At 51.1% G+C, this 17,008-nt stretch carries 17 protein-coding genes; 6 read left to right on the top strand and 11 right to left on the bottom strand.

Annotated elements, in window-relative coordinates; all coding sequences use genetic code 11:
- Nucleotides 1–135 precede the first annotated feature (135 nt).
- The 5 genes from POR16_RS04315 to POR16_RS04295 form a co-directional block, all read right to left on the bottom strand.
- Entirely contained in the window at nucleotides 136–1,758 is a 1,623-nt protein-coding gene (locus POR16_RS04315; RefSeq protein ID WP_005888954.1) for a type I restriction-modification system subunit M, read from the bottom strand.
- Nucleotides 1,755–2,954, bottom strand: coding sequence for an AAA family ATPase (locus POR16_RS04310; RefSeq protein WP_005888953.1), 1,200 nt, complete (start codon nucleotides 2,952–2,954; stop codon nucleotides 1,755–1,757). The genes POR16_RS04315 and POR16_RS04310 overlap by 4 nt, the downstream gene beginning before the upstream one ends.
- The gene (locus tag POR16_RS04305) at nucleotides 2,951–4,264 is read right to left on the bottom strand and encodes a restriction endonuclease subunit S (RefSeq protein ID WP_005888952.1); all 1,314 of its coding nucleotides are present in this window, start codon (nucleotides 4,262–4,264) and stop codon (nucleotides 2,951–2,953) included. The genes POR16_RS04310 and POR16_RS04305 overlap by 4 nt, the downstream gene beginning before the upstream one ends.
- Nucleotides 4,254–7,262 (bottom strand): type I restriction endonuclease subunit R, encoded by a 3,009-nt coding sequence (locus POR16_RS04300; protein ID WP_005888951.1) that lies wholly within the window; start codon nucleotides 7,260–7,262, stop codon nucleotides 4,254–4,256. Before POR16_RS04300 ends, POR16_RS04305 begins: the two co-directional genes overlap by 11 nt.
- Nucleotides 7,263–7,969: 707 nt before the next feature.
- A complete protein-coding gene (locus POR16_RS04295) occupies nucleotides 7,970–8,203 on the bottom strand; it encodes a helix-turn-helix domain-containing protein (protein ID WP_005888949.1) in 234 nt (77 codons plus the stop codon).
- 203 nt (nucleotides 8,204–8,406) lie between these two features.
- Here POR16_RS04295 and POR16_RS04290 point away from each other — a divergent pair, with 203 nt between their 5' ends.
- On the top strand, nucleotides 8,407–8,811 hold the full coding sequence (locus tag POR16_RS04290; RefSeq protein ID WP_005888947.1) for a hypothetical protein: 405 nt from the start codon (nucleotides 8,407–8,409) through the stop codon (nucleotides 8,809–8,811).
- On the top strand, nucleotides 8,808–9,293 hold the full coding sequence (locus tag POR16_RS04285; protein WP_005888945.1) for a hypothetical protein: 486 nt from the start codon (nucleotides 8,808–8,810) through the stop codon (nucleotides 9,291–9,293). Before POR16_RS04290 ends, POR16_RS04285 begins: the two co-directional genes overlap by 4 nt.
- Nucleotides 9,294–9,872: 579 nt before the next feature.
- Here the strand turns inward: POR16_RS04285 and POR16_RS04280 are convergent.
- The 6 genes from POR16_RS04280 to POR16_RS04255 all read right to left on the bottom strand — a co-directional run bounded on the left by POR16_RS04280 (nucleotide 9,873) and on the right by POR16_RS04255 (nucleotide 13,960).
- Entirely contained in the window at nucleotides 9,873–11,093 is a 1,221-nt protein-coding gene (locus tag POR16_RS04280) for a hypothetical protein (protein WP_005888943.1), read from the bottom strand.
- Nucleotides 11,094–11,188: 95 nt separating this feature from the next.
- Nucleotides 11,189–11,818: a helix-turn-helix domain-containing protein gene (locus tag POR16_RS04275; RefSeq protein ID WP_005888941.1), complete on the bottom strand. Its 630-nt coding sequence runs from the start codon at nucleotides 11,816–11,818 to the stop codon at nucleotides 11,189–11,191.
- A 2-nt stretch (nucleotides 11,819–11,820) separates the two neighbouring features.
- Complete coding sequence (locus tag POR16_RS04270; RefSeq protein ID WP_005888939.1) at nucleotides 11,821–12,402, bottom strand: recombinase family protein; 582 nt, start codon at nucleotides 12,400–12,402, stop codon at nucleotides 11,821–11,823.
- Between the two features lie 174 nt (nucleotides 12,403–12,576).
- Entirely contained in the window at nucleotides 12,577–12,960 is a 384-nt protein-coding gene (locus tag POR16_RS04265) for a recombinase family protein (protein ID WP_051126717.1), read from the bottom strand.
- A gap of 2 nt (nucleotides 12,961–12,962) precedes the next feature.
- Entirely contained in the window at nucleotides 12,963–13,205 is a 243-nt protein-coding gene (locus POR16_RS04260) for an AlpA family transcriptional regulator (RefSeq protein ID WP_005888935.1), read from the bottom strand.
- Nucleotides 13,206–13,312: 107 nt separating this feature from the next.
- Complete coding sequence (locus POR16_RS04255) at nucleotides 13,313–13,960, bottom strand: hypothetical protein (RefSeq protein ID WP_005888934.1); 648 nt, start codon at nucleotides 13,958–13,960, stop codon at nucleotides 13,313–13,315.
- A gap of 640 nt (nucleotides 13,961–14,600) precedes the next feature.
- On the opposite strand from POR16_RS04255, the gene POR16_RS04250 reads away from it, so the two are divergent.
- The 4 genes from POR16_RS04250 to POR16_RS04235 all read left to right on the top strand — a co-directional run bounded on the left by POR16_RS04250 (nucleotide 14,601) and on the right by POR16_RS04235 (nucleotide 16,828).
- Entirely contained in the window at nucleotides 14,601–15,104 is a 504-nt protein-coding gene (locus POR16_RS04250; RefSeq protein WP_005888931.1) for an Hcp family type VI secretion system effector, read from the top strand.
- 11 nt (nucleotides 15,105–15,115) lie between these two features.
- Nucleotides 15,116–15,547, top strand: a complete 432-nt coding sequence (locus tag POR16_RS26980; protein WP_005888930.1) for an STM2901 family protein — start codon at nucleotides 15,116–15,118, stop codon at nucleotides 15,545–15,547.
- A gap of 2 nt (nucleotides 15,548–15,549) precedes the next feature.
- Nucleotides 15,550–15,975, top strand: a complete 426-nt coding sequence (locus tag POR16_RS04240) for a DUF1493 family protein (RefSeq protein ID WP_005888928.1) — start codon at nucleotides 15,550–15,552, stop codon at nucleotides 15,973–15,975.
- Between the two features lie 286 nt (nucleotides 15,976–16,261).
- Nucleotides 16,262–16,828, top strand: a complete 567-nt coding sequence (locus POR16_RS04235) for a GNAT family N-acetyltransferase (protein ID WP_005888926.1) — start codon at nucleotides 16,262–16,264, stop codon at nucleotides 16,826–16,828.
- Nucleotides 16,829–17,008 lie beyond the last annotated feature (180 nt).

Raw genomic sequence — 17,008 nt, 5'->3', positions numbered from 1 at the left:
TCCCGCTATCGGGGGGGGGCTAAAATCGGCCGGTCTACCCTATAAGTAAATCGTCCCCTTTTCTTTAGACGCATAACAAGGCATTGCTGTCCATGCAGTACCTTGTTGTGCTAACTCGCTGAATAGCTTCGCAGTTCACACTAAGAGTGGCAGGCCAAGCTCTTTCAAAAATGCATTGTGTTTGTCCCGAGCCTCTTGAGTAGCCTCTTCCAGTGCGGCCAGCTCGTCATTCACCGCTTGTAAATCAATCTCTGTTTCCGTGCTTGCAGTACTAATGTAGCGGGAAATATTCAAGTTGTAGCCGTTCTTTTCGATCTCCTCCATTTCTACCCGGCGCGCATAGCCAGGCTCTGGTTCACGAGTCTGGTAGGTGCTGATGATCTTGGCAATGTGCTCTTCCGTGAGCTGGTTCTGGCGCTTGCCTTTAGCGAAGTGCTCAGCCGCGTTGATGAACAACACGTCGTCCGGTTTTTTGCATTTCTTAAGTACAAGAATGCAGACGGGGATACCGGTGGAATAAAACAGGTTGGATGGTAAGCCGATCACGGTGTCTATGTGGCCGTCTTTCAGAAGCTTAGTGCGGATACGCTCCTCGGCACCGCTACGGAACAACACGCCATGCGGAAGGATGATGGCCATCACACCCTCGTCTTTCAGGAAGTGAAAGCCATGCAGCAGAAAGGCAAAGTCAGCAGCCGACTTAGGTGCCACGCCGTGGTTTTTGAAACGCACGTCATCGGCCATGGCTTCTGTTGGATTCCAGCGGTAGCTGAACGGTGGATTGGCAACGATTGCGTCGAATGCAGGTTTTTTAGCGGGGTTCAGCTCGCGCAGAATGTCCCAATCATTGCTCAAGGTGTCGCCGTGGTAAATCTCGAACTCAGTGTCCTTCACACCGTGCAGCAACATGTTCATGCGGGCAAGGTTATAGGTGGTGATATTCTTTTCCTGGCCGTAAATCTTGCCAACACCATGTGGCCCGACACGCTTACGCACATTTAGCAGCAGAGATCCTGAGCCGCAGGCGAAGTCCAGCACGCTTTCCAACCGCTTCTTCGGGCCGGTTTTCGGTTCCTGGCTGTCCAGAGTGACGATGGCTGAGAGGATGTCAGAAATCTGCTGGGGGGTGTAAAACTCACCCGCCTTCTTGCCGGAACCGGCGGCAAATTGGCCGATCAGGTATTCATAGGCATCTCCCAACGCATCGATGTCCGTGGAGAACTCGTTCAGCCCCTCGGCGATCTTCTGGATGATAGTGCAAAGCTTGGCGTTGCGGTCGACATAGGTTCTACCCAGCTTATCTGAGCCGAGGTTGATCTCGGAAAAGAGCCCCTGAAAGGTGCTCTCAAACGATTCAGTTTCGATGTATTTGAAGCCCGCTTGCAATGTGCTGAGTAGCTCACCGTTCTGAGTGCGAGCCATATTAGCGATGCTATTCCAGAGGTGTGCCGGCTCGATGACGTAATGAACCTTGCGACGCATCTGCTTCTCAAAGGCCGGAATGTCAGCTTTGTTCTCTTGATACCAGACTTGTAGAGGAGTCGCTGCTCCCTTTTTTACCAAAACGTCAGTTGGCAACTCGGGATAGTCGTTTCCAAGTTCCTTTTTGGCTGCTATCTCATAGTTATCGGAGAGATAACGCAGGAAGAGGAAGGAAAGCATGTAATCGCGAAAGTCGTCTGCGTTCATGGCCCCGCGTAGCTGATCTGCGATGGCCCAAAGGGTTTGGCCAAGTTGTTTTCGATTGGTGTCGTTCATGTGGTGGCTTCGGTTGTGGGCGCTGGGATTGGCGCGGCAGCAGCTGCGGCTGGCGACGGGCCCAATAGGTCAGGCAGGGCGAATTTAAATGTGTGGATGAAGTCACTAAGAATGCGGCGGAACAAATTTTTATTGTCATCGCCCATTTCAGTTGGTTCATGTACGGCATATTTTCCGTGGCTCAGAAGGTTGAGGGCACGGTTGTAGAGCGCTGTGTCTTCCTCGTTCCCGAGAGCTTTGAGGCAAAAGGAAATGTCCGCGTGCCCAAAGAACGAGGCCGTCTTCTCCATGATGCTGCGCAGAGCATTGAAGTGAAACGTGTAGAGCTTGCCGGAGCCAGGATCAGCGGCTGCCTGTAGTTCTGCGAGGGCCGCGACATGGTGGAAAAACGGGGTATCCTCGGTGGACCGTAGCGTAAAGGCAGCTTCACCATTAGGACGGTGCAGGAAGTATCGTTTGTGAGACACCTTCGGCTCCCCTTCCTTCGCCCTGCCGATCTCATTGCACATCACGTTGAAAAAGAGGGCGTGATGGGAGGAAAAAATCACCTTAATGGGCTCGGGAGCGCCATTCAGCCCCGTTCGACTAGCGGCCCGGCGCAGGAGTTTGGCAAGGTCGCAGGCAACAGCAATGGCGTTGTTGTCGTCAAGCGATGATATGGGGTCGTCGATGTAGAGATATTTGTTTGATTGATAAGAAACGTGCCCGTCAAGCATGCGCTCGCAGATGGCCATGAAAAGGCACCAAACGAAAATATTCTGCTCACCTCGGGAAATCTTGATGTTCTCAGTTTCGCCTTTGCGGAAAGTGACCTTCCATGTCCCGTAGTCAATGTCGAAATCAAAGTCTGCATAACGGCTGAGGTAGCCCGCAATAGTTTCATCGAGCGAAAGGTCTTTCAGGCCGTTAAAGAAAGTAGAGCCAGAATTGAGCTGCAGGTAGCGGGCTGTATCACCGACGAGGTCATTTTCCCAAGTGAACAGGTCCTCTGTATAGGCGTTGAAGTAGAGTGTGTCAGCGGTGCCGTTGTTCTTCCGCTTGCCTGCGTCCTTGAACTCCATGGAGAGCCGTGTCTTGCCGGTGCGGTTGTAAGCATAAAGAAGAACTAGTTCTGTGGACTTCGTCGGATTGTTTAAGTCGTCGCGCAGCCGTGTCACCAGCGTGCGCAAACTTTGGTAAGTGCGAATACCGCTCATGCCTCCACCTGCGCTGGGGCTGGGAAAAGCTGCTGCATTAGCGCTTTCTTGTGGGTCCTGAGAGAGTCAAGTCTTTGGGTCTGAGCAGCGATCAGGTCGTCGAGGGCGGTGAGGCAGTCGGCGATGCGTTGTTGTTCGAGAAGTGCCGGAACAGAAACTATCAATTCTTTCTTAAAAGTAGTCGGATTGATATTCGCCTGGCTGATACTAGGTTTGGCCAGTTTCTTGATTCGTGCCTGGTACAGCGGTGTGTTCAGCATGTAGTTGCAGAATGAAGGATCGATTCGATTTTTTTTCAGACGATACGTGACAATATACGAGGCTGTTATACACTCTGATTTGAGCTGGAAGAGCGAAATTTTTCCGACTAAGGCGGGGCTGTTGGTTCTATTGAGCAGAATATCTCCTTCCTCCAGCCGGAAGGATTCGAACGAATCGGGATCCAAATCGATATAGACTAAGTTAGTGAAATCCAACCTGCCGTCAGACATGTTCCCCATGCGCAGGACCGGATACTGGCCTGTCGGTGAGGTTGAACTTGATGTTCCGTAGAAAGACTTAGCTACAAAATCTTCAAATGGATGCGCATTCCACTCCCCGGCATTTTTGAATTCAGGGAAACGGAGGCGGGGTTGAGTTTCGCCTTCCTGGGGAAAAATCTGCTGCATTAGCCCTTTTTTATGAGACTTGAGCGCATAAACTTTCCGGGTTTGCGCGGCGGTCAGCTCGTCCAAAGAACTGAGGCAGTTGGCGATTTTTTGTTGTTCTGGGAGAAGCGGGACCGGGATTTCAACGCCAAAAAAAGTCTCTTTGCTGATATTCAGCAAGCCATTGCTCCGAGCCCCACTTGTGATGTGTTTCTTGAGCTGATTTCCATGCTGGTTTTGCTCGAAGCAATTTTGAAAAAAGCCATTCGAGTAATCGTCTTTTAGCCGGAAACAGATGAAGACATTTGGCGCAGCCACCTGCCCCCATCCCTGCAAAAGGTACACGCAACCTTGCGGAAACTTGAGTGAATTGCCTTTGTTAAAAACAAAGTCCCCATCCCGGACCAAGGTGTAGAGTTTATATTGCTTGCCTGAAATATCGCGACCGAACTTCTCGGCCTGCGGCACAAATCCAACTCCAGCAGAAATGCTCACCGGCGTAAGTTTCCTTTCGCCGACTCGCTCAGTCACTGGCACGGATGCTTTCCGCAGTGTTACTGGTTTCCACCCTGACGCGTCCCGAAACTCCGGAAACCGCAATTTAGGAATCAGCGCGGGCATGCTGTCTCCCAGCACGCTGGTTGTTTTTATCTTACTGCTCATACGCGCTGAGTCCTGAGATGTCGCGGCCTTGGGCGCGCTTGTGAAGGAGGGGATGCAAGTCTTCCATAAGGGCAAGTTCGGCCTGGGTGCGGGCCTTCCAGCCGAGATCTAACGGTGCCATAAGGTCGCTGAGCTGTTCGCCGTCGAAGATCATGCGCTGCAGGATGCTGTTCACAAAATCTTGCAAAGCAGCAGGGGACAGGTGATGTTTACTCGCAATGTCAGCGAGTTCGGCGGCATCTTTACGTTGTTTGAAGCAGGTATAGCCACTTCGAATAGCAGTTTCGCTAAGGCCTTCACCAGCTTTGAGGGTAGTGATGTAGGCAGCAATGTCTTCGCGCTCGTTCATAAACTTGGCGTCGGCTTGGATCAAGCCGATGAGCTGCTCGCGACTCATCTTCTGCTTGCTTGGTTCCTGCTGGGAGAAGCGTGACATCAGCCCCACGATGTAATCGTAATCAATAACGGCGGAGGCGAAGAGCACAAACTCGAAATCGAGCTGGTCCACTGCATCGACTTTGCCACCTGGGTCTTTGCTGTTCTTATCTTGCTGAGCCTTAAGGCGCTGGGCTGTTTCCAAATAAGCACCGCGAAAGCCCAGAAGGTTTTCTTTTGGCAGGATGTGTTCAATAGCAGCGGAGTCGTCTTCAGTGAGGTCGGTGTATTGGTCAAGCTGCGTTTTGAGGCGCTGCACTTCCTTAAAGTGGCTGATAAAAGCAGCGCGCGCATCATCGCCTTTTAGATTATGTACGGCCTCAGGTGCGCAGACCACACCTTGCGATTGCATAAAGACATCCAGCTTTTGCACGGCAGTCTGTAATTTTTCAATAACCACAGGAGCTTTATCTACCAGCCAGATTTCGCGGGCCTGTTTGCCAGATTGTTCGCCAGAGAATCGAGAAATAGCGATATCTACAGCGTCTTGCTGCTGACGGAAGTCAAGAATGTTACCGTAGGGTTTGGTGCTGTTAAGTACTCGGTTTGTACGCGAGAACGCCTGGATCAAACCGTGGTACTTGAGTTTTTTATCCACGTAGAGGGTGTTCAGATATTTAGAGTCGAAGCCAGTGAGCAGCATGTCCACCACGATGGTGATGTCTATTTTCTGCGTATGCGGGTGGTCGGTATTGGGCCACTGTTGGTCTTTGATGCGCTTTTGCACGTCCTGATAGTAGACGTCGAACTCGCTGATACTGTAGTTGCTGCCGTAGCGGATGTTGTAGTCCGCCAGGATGGCTTTGAGCGCCGCCTTTTTGCTTTCTGGGTCTTCTTCGTTGTCCTGTTTTTCTTGCGGTAAGTCCTCCTGAATCTGCTTTACGTCCGCATTCCCTTCGGCAGGCGGCGAGAATACACAGGCGATATTCAGCGACTGGTGGTCAGGATTGGCCTGCTGCTTGGCGCGTTGCAGCTCCGTAAACAGTCCGTAGTATTCGATCGCATCGTTGATGCTGGATGTAGCAAAAATGGCGTTAAAACGACGTTGCGCAGTGGCCATGTCGTGCTTGGCGAGTATGGCTTCGACCACCGCTCGCTTAGCCAAGCCTTCTCCAGGCTTGGGTGTTTTTTTGCCCTCTGGTTTGAAGTAGTCGATATGGAAGCGTAGTACGTTTGCATCCTCAATAGCGTGAGTAATGGTGTAAGCATGCAACTGCTTCTGGAATAGCTCATCTGTGGTTTGGTAAGAGGCCTGCTGGTCTTCCACTTTTATACGCAAGGCGTTTTCTTCAAAGATGGGCGTGCCGGTAAAGCCAAAGAGTTGGGCTTTGGGGAAGAACTCTTTGATGGCTTTGTGGTTCTCCCCAAACTGGGAGCGATGACATTCATCGAAGATGAAAACAACGCGTTTATCGCGCAGTGGAGCCAACTGCTCCTTGTAGGTAAGCTGGTCATTCCGCTTGCGCTGCCTGTTACGCTTGCTATTTTCATCCAGCGCGAGGCCGAGCTTCTGGATAGTAGTGACGATAACTTTGTCAGAGTAGTCCTCGGACAGCAGTCGACGCACCAGCGCAGCGGTGTTGGTGTTTTCTTCGACACAGCCTTCCTGAAACTTGTTGAATTCCTCACGGGTCTGGCGGTCGAGGTCTTTGCGATCCACCACAAAGAGGCATTTCTCAATCTCTGAGTTGTCCTTGAGCAAGGTGGAGGCTTTGAAGGACGTGAGCGTTTTGCCGCTGCCGGTGGTGTGCCAGATATAGCCGTTGCCGCAGTTCTGCTGGATGCACTCGACTATGGCTTTGACTGCATAGACTTGGTACGGGCGCATCATAATGAGCTTTTGCTCGCTGGCAATGAGCACCATGTAGCGGCTAAGTGTTTGGCCAAGTGTACATTTGACGAGGAAGGTCTCGGCGAAGCTGTCGAGATAGGTAATCTTTTTATTCGCCTCATCAGCAAACTGATAGATGGGCAAGAAACGCTCATCAGCGTTGAACGAGAAATGGCGGGCGCTGTTGTTGGCGAAATAGTAAGTATTGTCGCGATTGCTAACGATGAACAATTGCAGGAAGCACAGCAGTGTTTTGGTGTAGCCATTGCCGAGGTCGTTTTTGTATTCGACGATCTGCTCCATGGCGCGCCGCGGGTTGATACCCAGCGTTTTGAGTTCCACTTGAACGCACGGAACACCGTTGATAAGGATGAGAACATCGAAGCGGTGGTGGCTGTTGTCGGTGTTGATGCGTAGCTGGTTAACCACCTCAAAGGTGTTTTTACACCAGTCTTTGATGTTGACCAGCGTGTAGTTCAGGGGTGTGCCGTCTTCGCGGGTAAATGCATTACGTTCGCGCAAGCTGCGCGCCGCCGTAAACACGTCAGGGGTGACGATCTCGTCGAGCAGACGTGCGAATTCGCCATCAGTGAGACGAACGCGGTTGAGCTCCTCGAATTTTTCGCGAAAATTGAGCTCCAGTGAGGTTCGGTCCGTGATATCTGGGCGGTACGTGTATTTGAGCTCAATTAGCTTGTCGATAAAGCCTTGTTCGATTCTTTGCTCACTCATGGATGGTGCTCTGCGATCTTCGTATGGCCCGAAGTCTATCGTCACTGTCAGCGTCGTGCAGTCATCTGCTGAATATGGTTACGAATCGTTCTGGTCAAGCCTGTGCCGCGGGAACTCTGAAAAAATATTATTCCAAGCGCTTGCTACGGCTCGGCGTCTACTGTCCATCGTAAAAAACTCCTCATGCAGAGAATGCGTCGTGGCAAAAAAACAGCGGCTACTTATCGCTACGCCATGCAGCTGCGTCCGACCTGTCTGGTGGCGAGGGTCTGAGACAAGCATCGTCAGCGGAATGTCTCGTCGCGTGAGAAGCAATGGCCGGGATGCCCCTGAGAGTTTGCTGAGGCTTTCAAAGCAGTTACTCGGGGGAGAAGCTCAGTATGGCTGCAGAGGTTGCTAAAGCGGTTATAGAGACGTAGCCGAAACCGAACGCTACGTAAAGCGCTCTGCCTGCAATGGTCACAAGCTTATAAATGCTGGCGGACCACTGTCATCCATTGCGCCAAGCCCAGATGACCTCATAGGAAACTTTCAGCTCTGCGTGAGCTCCTGGACAACGTACTCCGGACGTTTTTACGCCTCCGTTCAGTGCAGTTTGGTAGCAGTGCTATCGTCCTCTCTAATGCAGCAACCAGTTCAACCAGCGGTTTGTGATCGGGCCGAATTGCTATGAGTAACCAGTTCAGATGGGAGTACAAAACCACTTGTCATTTAGGCTCAATCAACAGGTCTACTGCCTCAACCTGAAGAGCACAAGCTAGCCGCCATATATTGTAAATAGTGACATTTTTTTCACTCCTTTCAAGCATCCCGATGTAGGTCCGGTGGAGCCCGGCGAGCTCCGCTAACTCTTCTTGCGAAAGCCCGAGCGCCAGCCTTTTGATGCGCACATTGGAGGCGAAGGTGGCGACGAGTGGGCATTGATCTGGTGGGATAGGCATAGGCCAAATTTGGCTTTTTGCATACTATGGGTCGACATACTATGATTAGCATCTCAGGGCATTTGCTTGATGCTCGTCGCGTAATACAGACCCGTCGCCTGCAAGGAGCTGCATGTGCTAACCGCTGAACCAATGGTCATCCGTTTTACCCCTCATCCCAGCCTGTCAAATGAGTCAGGCGGAAATATCTCTGGTGATGCGTTATGAACGGGTGGCAGCGAGCCTGGGCGGTGTGTTGCGTCGCACTGATTTTGGCGCCGGTGTATGTCTACCGTACGTACATTCCTAGCGATGAAAAGTTGAATCGGGATCATCAGAAACGTATTGAGGAGCAGCTAGCGGATATCAAGACTATTGAGGAACCAGTGCACGGTTCGAACCGCCTGGTTCGTGATGCTCTGATGCATATCCCGGCTTCTGTACGTCTCGCCCAAATCGAAGAGAGCAATGCCCAGCATGCTGAGTTCATGGCAAACGTGAGCAAGCAGCGGCCGGTTACTGTGGCCCAGCTCGCTGGAGCTTGGATCGTTTTATGTTCGTTGCTCTATCTCTTGGGATGGAGCATCGCTTGGGTAGCTAGGGGTTTGGGTAAAGGGGCCGCCGCATGATCGCTGATTCAACTGGGCATAAAACACCTGACGGTTGCGAAGTGCGTGAATCGATGAGCCTACGCAGAGCGAGAGGATTTTCATTTGACGCGTCTCTAGGATGTATTGCGTTGCTGATCACTATTGCCGCTATGGTCACTGGATGCAGCTATGGTCTTACTCAGAAAGGCATCGACAATTCGCCAGAAAGTAGGACAGTCACAGTAAAGGGCTCAGCCCGTCAGGTTTACCAGTCGCTCGCTCAGGAGATGCAGGGGCCAGGTTGCCCTCCGATTCATTCAAGTAAGCTTTACGGCAATGGAGACGGTTTCGTGGTTTATTTTGGCGAGAACTTCATTGGGCACAGCTACATTTGGGACGGCGCTTACGGAAAGCAGGATGGTGATGCGGTCAAGGTGACGATACGGGATCAGAGCTACACACCCCAGACTGACTTTGTAGACGAGATCGCTACTTTTTTGAAAACAGGTTCGTGCCAGTAACATTCCGGTCTTGGATGGGGGCTATCGGGGGAGCAGGCAGTTCTCAAAAGCGTTCGCAGGTGACTCCGAGTCCACAGAAGCTTTTGATTTGGGGCTGCGTGCTTATGAGCTTTTTTACCCGTGTCGAGTCAAGCAATAGCCAATCGATCAGAGCCTCTTTCACGACGTGAGCTATACATGGATGAGCGGGGAATTTGGATGTTCCTTGCCTCGCATAAGGAGGTGTGTGATGTATGAAGTATTTGATGTGAATACGTACTGCCAGGAGCTCAGCAAAAGCGAATTGCTCAGCGCCAGGGTGATCGGGTGGACCGGGCGATGGTCACTCTTTGGAAGCTTTGTTCTGTGTTGTCAGTGCCTAAACGCGCAATCTGTTGATGATGCAGGTCGTGCCTTTACGCATCTGCCTGGGTGTACAGCAGGGCAGACTGGCAGCAACCCTTGGCGCGAGCTAAGGCAAGTTCTCATTGATGTACCGCTGCCTGACAATCATGCGCAAGCACGGCTCGGTGACCCTCGCTTTATGTAGGTCAAGCATGCGTTGCGGCGATAGGCGCACAATTCGCCTGTCGCTGGCAGCTACTCCCCAAGCCAAGCGCTGATGGTTTTATAGAAAGCTTTCGCGTCCTTAGTCAGCTCTCGAGTCGAGTATTCCGGACGGGTTTTTCGCCCACGATCAGTCGTCAGCTTGATAGCAGTGGTGTCGTATTCTTTCACGCAGTAAGCAGCCCACCAGTGAGAGCTCCGAGGCTGTTCGATATGAACTGCAAGGTTCTTGTACCGCTGCCTGTAACCTTCCGCCAGAGCACTCCTGAGCGCCTCTGTGACCTCATTTACTTTGTCATCCGGGATGCATAGCGTGCCGTGAATATGCGCGGGGTGATTTTCCGTGCGACCGGTGTGATTGAATTCAAGATTGAAGGTCAGATCAGTTTCGATACCCAGCTTCGCCAAGGTTCGCTTTATAATCGCAGCGAGGTAGTTCGCCGGGCCACGTGCAGCAACCAGAGCAGCCTCAGCCGTTTTGTGATCGAGCCGGATGGTGAGGGTTTTTGAGTCAGGCTTCCCACACTGATGGAAGATACGGAAAAACTGTTTGATTTCTGGACTGACAAATTTTTCCCAACCTGGCAGCTCTCCTGCTCCCTGATAATCACGCACCAGCTTTTGGATAAAGGTATCTATCTTGAGGAGCGCCTCTAGCTGATCATGATCAACGTCTGGGTGTAGTTTCTTAATAGCTACAACGTGCGCCTCGTGACTCAAGCTGAAACTAGCTACAAGCCCTGCCCTGCCTGGAGTTGAGAGGGACTGCCCAAGGCGATTTGAGCGGCTGCTTTTTGCATTTACTCCAAGCTCGGCGAGAATCGCCTGGCGCGGGATGCGCTGCTCATCGAGAAAGTGGATTGCCTGTCCTGGCTCCTGACGAGGCATAGCTGAAGCAGCAACACGATATGAAGGTGCGCCAGCAAAGAGCCCCGGCTCAATAGCCGAATATTTTCCAGGCTCACCGGGTGTTATCGCCGACCTCTCCAACGGACACTCGTCGAGTAGAGCATTCAGGTCCGCTGATAACAGGTCGTCGCTTAAGTCTGTATCAACCGTTTCGCCCTCAAACCACTCATCTCCGAAAAGAGCTCTGTAGGCTTTCCTCTCCACTAGATTTTCTGCGTGCCGGGTACGAGCACTATCGAGCAGGCGCCTTTGAATCTGTAAAACCTCCCCCTCCTTGAATGGGCTCTGATGTCTGATGGTCATGGCGGTCTCATTGCCGGAAATAGATCCGGGGCAGATTTTCATTTTCGTGGTTCCCTGGTTGTCGCCAGGGTGTTCGGCACTTTTCTATGGTTCTAAGGGTTTGACACTTGCCCGGTCAACCTAAGGTCAAGATGTGTTCACTCTTCACTGACGATGTCATTATCTAACTCCTGAGCTTGGACTAATCGTCTCTCTGCCAACCAGCTCAACGTCTCAATAGCATCGTCTACACCTTCGCTATCTCCGTTGATCTCCGCATCTTCGCGGCGCTGGTGCGCTCGCATTTCGGCCACATCATGCTCATTCATAATGTGTATCTGGAGTACTGGGAGCTCCTCTCTTTCGAGCGACTGATCAAGCTTGTCTAGAGGCAATGCCCGACGAGTGATGTCCTGCGTCAATTTCAGCGCTGTTGCGCTAGCAGCTAGAGATCGGAAGACTATCGGATTGCTCACATCGAGAACGTCTATAGCAGACGAGAGCTTTGTCCGGATCTTTTCACTGAGCGCCAGATCGTCGAGAATAAGTGAGGCCGCTTTCCGCTGAACGTTCTCCAAGGAGAAAGCCATGTCCAGCATTCCCTCTCTAGCTCTTTCTATCAGTGCCAGGGTACTGGCGCCTGACACTGCGCCGTGCTTTTTCAACAACCGTTGGGCGGTGCTGATGCTGATCTCCAATTGACCAGCAATGGCCGAGATAGTCCAACCTGCTTCCCTGAGTATCACTGCCTGCGCGGCTTGATCTGGGGTTTTCTGTTTACCTGACATGATCACGCCCCCTCTACGGTGCTGATGGGATTGTTAGCGCAAGCTCGTTTGACTGCGGCAATTGAAATCCCGAATTGATTGGCCGTCTCTTGGATGGTCGCCTTGCTTGCTCTACGCCAATCACTTACAGCGGCGTCATCAATCTTTTTAGGGGCCCCAAGCTTTTGCCCAGTTGCTCGAGCTCGAGCGATACCGGCCATCTGACGCGCCTTGATGTTCGATCTTTCTAACTCAGCAACGGCGGCCAGCATCGTAAGCATCGCCTTCCCAATTGGAGATGAGAGGTCAAAGCCTTCACGCATTGACACGACCGCTACACCTTTGGCCTTAAGAGCTTCGACGGTTTCAAGCAAATCAATGGTGTCTCTCCCCAGTCGATCAATTGCAGATACGATCAAGGTATCGCCCTTGCGAGCGAACTTGAAAAGCTCTGCAAAGCCGGGGCGATCTAAAGCTTTGGTCATCCCACTGGTGGCCTCGTCAGCGTACCAATGTTCTACATTGTGCAATTCAGCAATCGAATGACGCTGTGCGTCAGTGCTTTGGTCTTCGGTGCTGACTCGGACGTAGGCTAGAACTGTCATTGGTACGCATCACTTAATAGCTCAAAAGTATAGCTCAGAATATACATGATAGCTCAGATTAAAACAACACATTTGAGCCATCGGTGGGAGCAGCATTTACAGCTATAGGAAAAGACTGATTCCCTGGCTCAAAAAGTACACTCTTTGAGCCAGCGAACGGCACGACCATGACCGTCAACCTAGTCGTAAGAAATACGCCCCCTTTTTGCCCGTTAGGGCTTCAGCCAACAGCTCCTCTACTGCAACCCCGCCAAAAGCGAAGAGATGAAGGCCTTCACGTACCGAGATCACCGCTACCTCTTTTTCTCTGAGCGCTTGGAAAACCTCAAGTAACTCCGTGGCACTTCCACCTAAACAATCGAGTGACGGAACAATCAAGATGTCGCCCTTCCTGGCAAACTGATGGAGCTCACCGAACCCGGGCCGCTCTAGCGCACCGATAAAGCCGACGGACCCCATATCTGAAAACCAATGAACAACATCCTGCGCCATTTCAATAGCTTCCAACTTAGGCAGGGTTTCTTGGCCATCAGTGCCAACTAGAAAATAGGAGAGCATTCTCACACACGTTCTCCTTTCACAGCGGAACCGCTGGTGGCGTCGTAAATACGATCCTCAATCCATTTTTCTACTGCGAGTGAGTCCCAGCCCACCGCCCTGGGTCCGAGAGGCACTGACCGTGGGAATAATCCTTGGCTCATCAAGCTGTAGATGTGAGCCCGCTTGAATCCTATCCTTACCTGTACTTCAGGCAGTCGGAGAATCCGGCGTTGTGTTGTGGTGTGACTGAAACCAGTTTCCATTACCTTGCTCCTTGGCGCTCGGTGGCGCTGTGTGGTTGATGAGCAAGGTACAAACCAGAGGAGTGAGGATGTTCTAATAGTGAAAGGTTTAGGTCTATTAGCGGCTATTAGGCTGATGGTGAGGCAGTAGGTCTAGACCCCTTCGCCGCCTTCAAATACTTGATAATCGTGTCTTTGGTGAGGGCTTTGTAACCGCTAAGCTGGGTCGCTGTTTGAATAGTAATCGCATCCGCGGCTGGGTGAACGAGGTCCAGGCCTGCCATTTCCGCTAGCGTCTCGATCAGTTGGTTGATACTTTTTCGTTCACGCGGATCGAGATCGTCCGCACCATTTATTTGGCTTGCAAGGTCGCGAATCTCCGACGTTTTGAAAAAGAACGGCTGATCCGGGTCAATTGAAGCATCCCAACCGATATTTTCGACTTCAGGAGACTTGACGTCTGGTTCCGTTCGAACGCTCCCGGTCAGGCGGACCATCACAGCTTTACTTTTGCGCTGAGCTATCAAAAGCTCGGGAGTAGCAACGTGCTGATATCCCACGCCAATCACTTCATATGTCCACTCACCTGCACCATCCTGTATCGGTTCGTCGCACCTACCTGTGGAAGGGCTTATCCGAATGTAAGCTCCGCATTGTCCCTCATCGCAGAGTCTGATTAAGTCAGCCGCTGTCGTGGGAAGCTTGGTCATTTCTTGAAGGCATTCTAAGGCTTGGTCAAGGTTAAGCCACTGGAGCAGAGCAAAGTCTTTTCTCACAGGTCTCTCTCCGGCGTGAGGGTCAAAGGGTCAGATGTGCCACCGTATCAGAAGGGATATTTCTGCGAAACTTGCGCTGTTAGTCATTGGCTCTTGACGGTTGCCGGACTGAGTAACTCGTCGACCCACAGCTCCCGTCGCGTCAGAGACGGCGTACTCTTACCAAAACCGCGTCACCTTAGATGAGCCGATACCTCCCGTTATGAGCATGCCAACGACTTCGGTATTCCAAAAAGCATTCCAAAGTTTTTTTTGAATCAGAAAAAACTTGCAAAAACAGCTACTTAAGTTATCGATTCAGATTACCCCGGCCCATACAAGCGTTACAAATCAAGCACTTCGCGTTTACGCAAGTGCTTTTTTTGTGCCTTTTTGGGCTGTTTTGGCTGAGTGATGCAAGCTTAATGATAGCAAAAACACAGCGGACCAGTTGGCCGCAGAGGCTGGCAGAGATAGTGAAAGATTCTGATACTTGCCATCGACTGGAATCCGAACCAGAATGATGCGCCATTATAGGAATGGGGGTTACGCCGAGAGGTCAACCTATACTGTCTGACGGTTGCTTACGAGCCTTAGATACATACTTTATGCTATCGTGTAAAGGCAACAATTCACATTAAAAATATTCCAAGGAGCTGGAATGAGTATTGATGCATTTCTTTGGATTGATGCTATTAGTGGAGAGTCAACGGACTCTGACTGCAAAAACTGGATTGAGATTAGTACGTTTTGCTTATCAGCCGCTCAGTCAGTGTCAAGAACCGCAAGCTCGGCTGGCGGGGCTACAGTTGGCCGAGTGTACTTAAGCGACTTCAGCGTTGTAAAAACCATTGACACTTCGACACCTAAGATTTTCGAGGCATGTTGCGCAGGCCAACATATTAAGCAAATGAAGCTATGCGTGCGTCGTGCTGGCGGCGAAAAGCAAAAATATCTGGAATATGTGTTTGACGAAGTCATCATAAGCGGCGTTGCCTCCGGCAATCTATTTGAGCAATCGCCCTCAAACTTTCCCGAGGAGGTGGTAAGGTTTAGTTACGCTAAGGTCAGCATGCAGTATTCACAGCAAAGCCGAACCACCGGCTTGATAATTGGACAGATCTCCGGCGGCTGGGATCAAATACGAAATAGCACTTACGCATAAGGACATCTTAAGTGGCGAGAATATATTGTTATGACGGCGACTGCGGACTAACCGCGAATGAACTGCTATTTGTTATTGCCACGGAGGTGGCAATGGATGAATTTGGATTGGACGATGTAGGGGCTGCACTGTCCATCGTCTTAGGCGCCAATATAATACCTACTAGAGCGAAGCCTGGCGGAGCGATTAATAACACGTCGATCATGTCTATAGTCATGCGGCGCACTCTAAATAACCGCAAGTTCCCCGGAAGCTTCAGGGCACCGTCTCTTACAGGATGGTTCCCGCCGCACCTTCGATGGACACGAAGTATTGGTGGTTTCATCGCACGAGCAACACCCGTTATAGGATGGTCCTATACCGCATACGAGCTTGGTAAAATAGGCTACATAACGGTGAACACCTACAACTCTATCGTAGATGAACAAGATCAGGTTTTTTAAAAATGGATAGAAACGATCTGAACTATGAAATAGTTGACTATCTCGTAGAGAGAATCTACTTTTATGTTGGATTTGGCCGAAAGGCTTTTGAAACTCTCAGCCTCGCCACTAGAGTCAGCTGGGATCTAGGGCTTGATGGTGACGATGCCAGTGACTTTATGGAAAATTTTTTCGAACATTTTGGTGTTGACCCCGGCGACTACGACCATTACCGTTACTTCAAGCCAGAAGGGACTGACATTTTTGTGTTCTTCAGATCTAAAGACCGACGCGCAAAGAGGATCATGACGTTAGGCATGCTATATAACGCTGCCCAAACCAAGACATGGAACTGCGAAACTCTTGAAAACATAAACTTTAGCACTTCGCCAATTTACAATCGAACCGAAGAAATCCCTCTTGAGGGCTTTAGCATAAGAACAAGGTAATATCTGTGTCGGAGGATAGACCAGTGAACACTCGCCGAGTCGGCCCTTCCCGGACGATAAACTCGCCAGTCCGCATTTTCGTTTCTTGATACAGTGCTCAAATCTCCAGATTGTCGATCAATGACTTCTACAAATCTCGTTAGCATGATGTACCCCTTGATGACTGCCTTTGGCGGGTCATAGGGCGGTGCGCGCTTAGAACAGAAGCATTGACCAGAAGCCCCGCCAGAAATGGATAGGGCTTTTTCATTGCCCTTCCAACTCATTGATGACAAGGAGAGTGAAGATGCTGTTGATTCGCCCAGCCAAACGTACTAACACCGAGGCCGTGTTTGATATACGCCTCCAGGCGATCCGGCATCAATGCATTACCGTCGATACCGCTGAGCAGATAATGGCGTGGACTGATGTGCCGCTCACAGACCGATATCGGGCTTGGGTGGAAAAGGAGTACCACTTTGCCTGGTTGGGCGAGATACCGGTCGCAACAGGTCTGATTGATTTCCAGTCTGGAGAGATAGGCGCTATTTTCGTATTGCCTGCATTCATGGGACAGGGGATTGGCAAGACAATGCTCCTATACCTTGAGCGACTGGCCTTTAAAGCTGCGATCGTCGACATCCATTTAGATGCTACCTCTAACGCAACCGCGTTCTATCGTCGGTGTGGCTATCACGGAGATATTCAAGCTTTCTATACCTCGCCCACCGGTCTTGAGCTGGCTTGTACACCGATGCGGAAAAACTCCGGCATCTTTATAGCGATTGGCTGCATCCCAATCCAGGGCCTTGGCGAAAAACTCATCCAACTGGCCATTAAACGGATCACCGCTGGCGTGCGGACGCCAGACTGAAATCTGATCCTCGCGCTCCAATCGTTTATCCACAAAGCAAATGCGGTGAGCGATCTGGCCAAGTAAAAATACGTCCACGCGAAAGGGGTCGAGAATGTCGCCCGCTCCGCTGAACACATCTTCGGGCAGTTGCAACTGCGTGCTTTTAAGCAGTGTCCGGATGTCTTTGACTGTGGTTTG

The sequence above is a fragment of the Pseudomonas coronafaciens pv. oryzae str. 1_6 genome, from assembly GCF_000156995.2.
GTDB lineage: Bacteria > Pseudomonadota > Gammaproteobacteria > Pseudomonadales > Pseudomonadaceae > Aquipseudomonas > Aquipseudomonas tremae.
Note: the sequence above shows the minus strand (reverse complement) of the source record. Positions and strands in the feature narration are given on the sequence as shown.

Coding starts and splice junctions, on each gene's coding strand:
- POR16_RS04315 (WP_005888954.1), bottom strand. CDS start 1,758: ATGAACGACACCAATCGAAAACAACTTGGCCAAACCCTTTGGGCCATC.
- POR16_RS04310 (WP_005888953.1), bottom strand. CDS start 2,954: ATGAGCGGTATTCGCACTTACCAAAGTTTGCGCACGCTGGTGACACGG.
- POR16_RS04305 (WP_005888952.1), bottom strand. CDS start 4,264: ATGAGCAGTAAGATAAAAACAACCAGCGTGCTGGGAGACAGCATGCCC.
- POR16_RS04300 (WP_005888951.1), bottom strand. CDS start 7,262: ATGAGTGAGCAAAGAATCGAACAAGGCTTTATCGACAAGCTAATTGAG.
- POR16_RS04295 (WP_005888949.1), bottom strand. CDS start 8,203: ATGCCTATCCCACCAGATCAATGCCCACTCGTCGCCACCTTCGCCTCC.
- POR16_RS04290 (WP_005888947.1), top strand. CDS start 8,407: ATGAACGGGTGGCAGCGAGCCTGGGCGGTGTGTTGCGTCGCACTGATT.
- POR16_RS04285 (WP_005888945.1), top strand. CDS start 8,808: ATGATCGCTGATTCAACTGGGCATAAAACACCTGACGGTTGCGAAGTG.
- POR16_RS04280 (WP_005888943.1), bottom strand. CDS start 11,093: ATGAAAATCTGCCCCGGATCTATTTCCGGCAATGAGACCGCCATGACC.
- POR16_RS04275 (WP_005888941.1), bottom strand. CDS start 11,818: ATGTCAGGTAAACAGAAAACCCCAGATCAAGCCGCGCAGGCAGTGATA.
- POR16_RS04270 (WP_005888939.1), bottom strand. CDS start 12,402: ATGACAGTTCTAGCCTACGTCCGAGTCAGCACCGAAGACCAAAGCACT.
- POR16_RS04265 (WP_051126717.1), bottom strand. CDS start 12,960: ATGCTCTCCTATTTTCTAGTTGGCACTGATGGCCAAGAAACCCTGCCT.
- POR16_RS04260 (WP_005888935.1), bottom strand. CDS start 13,205: ATGGAAACTGGTTTCAGTCACACCACAACACAACGCCGGATTCTCCGA.
- POR16_RS04250 (WP_005888931.1), top strand. CDS start 14,601: ATGAGTATTGATGCATTTCTTTGGATTGATGCTATTAGTGGAGAGTCA.
- POR16_RS04240 (WP_005888928.1), top strand. CDS start 15,550: ATGGATAGAAACGATCTGAACTATGAAATAGTTGACTATCTCGTAGAG.
- POR16_RS04235 (WP_005888926.1), top strand. CDS start 16,262: ATGCTGTTGATTCGCCCAGCCAAACGTACTAACACCGAGGCCGTGTTT.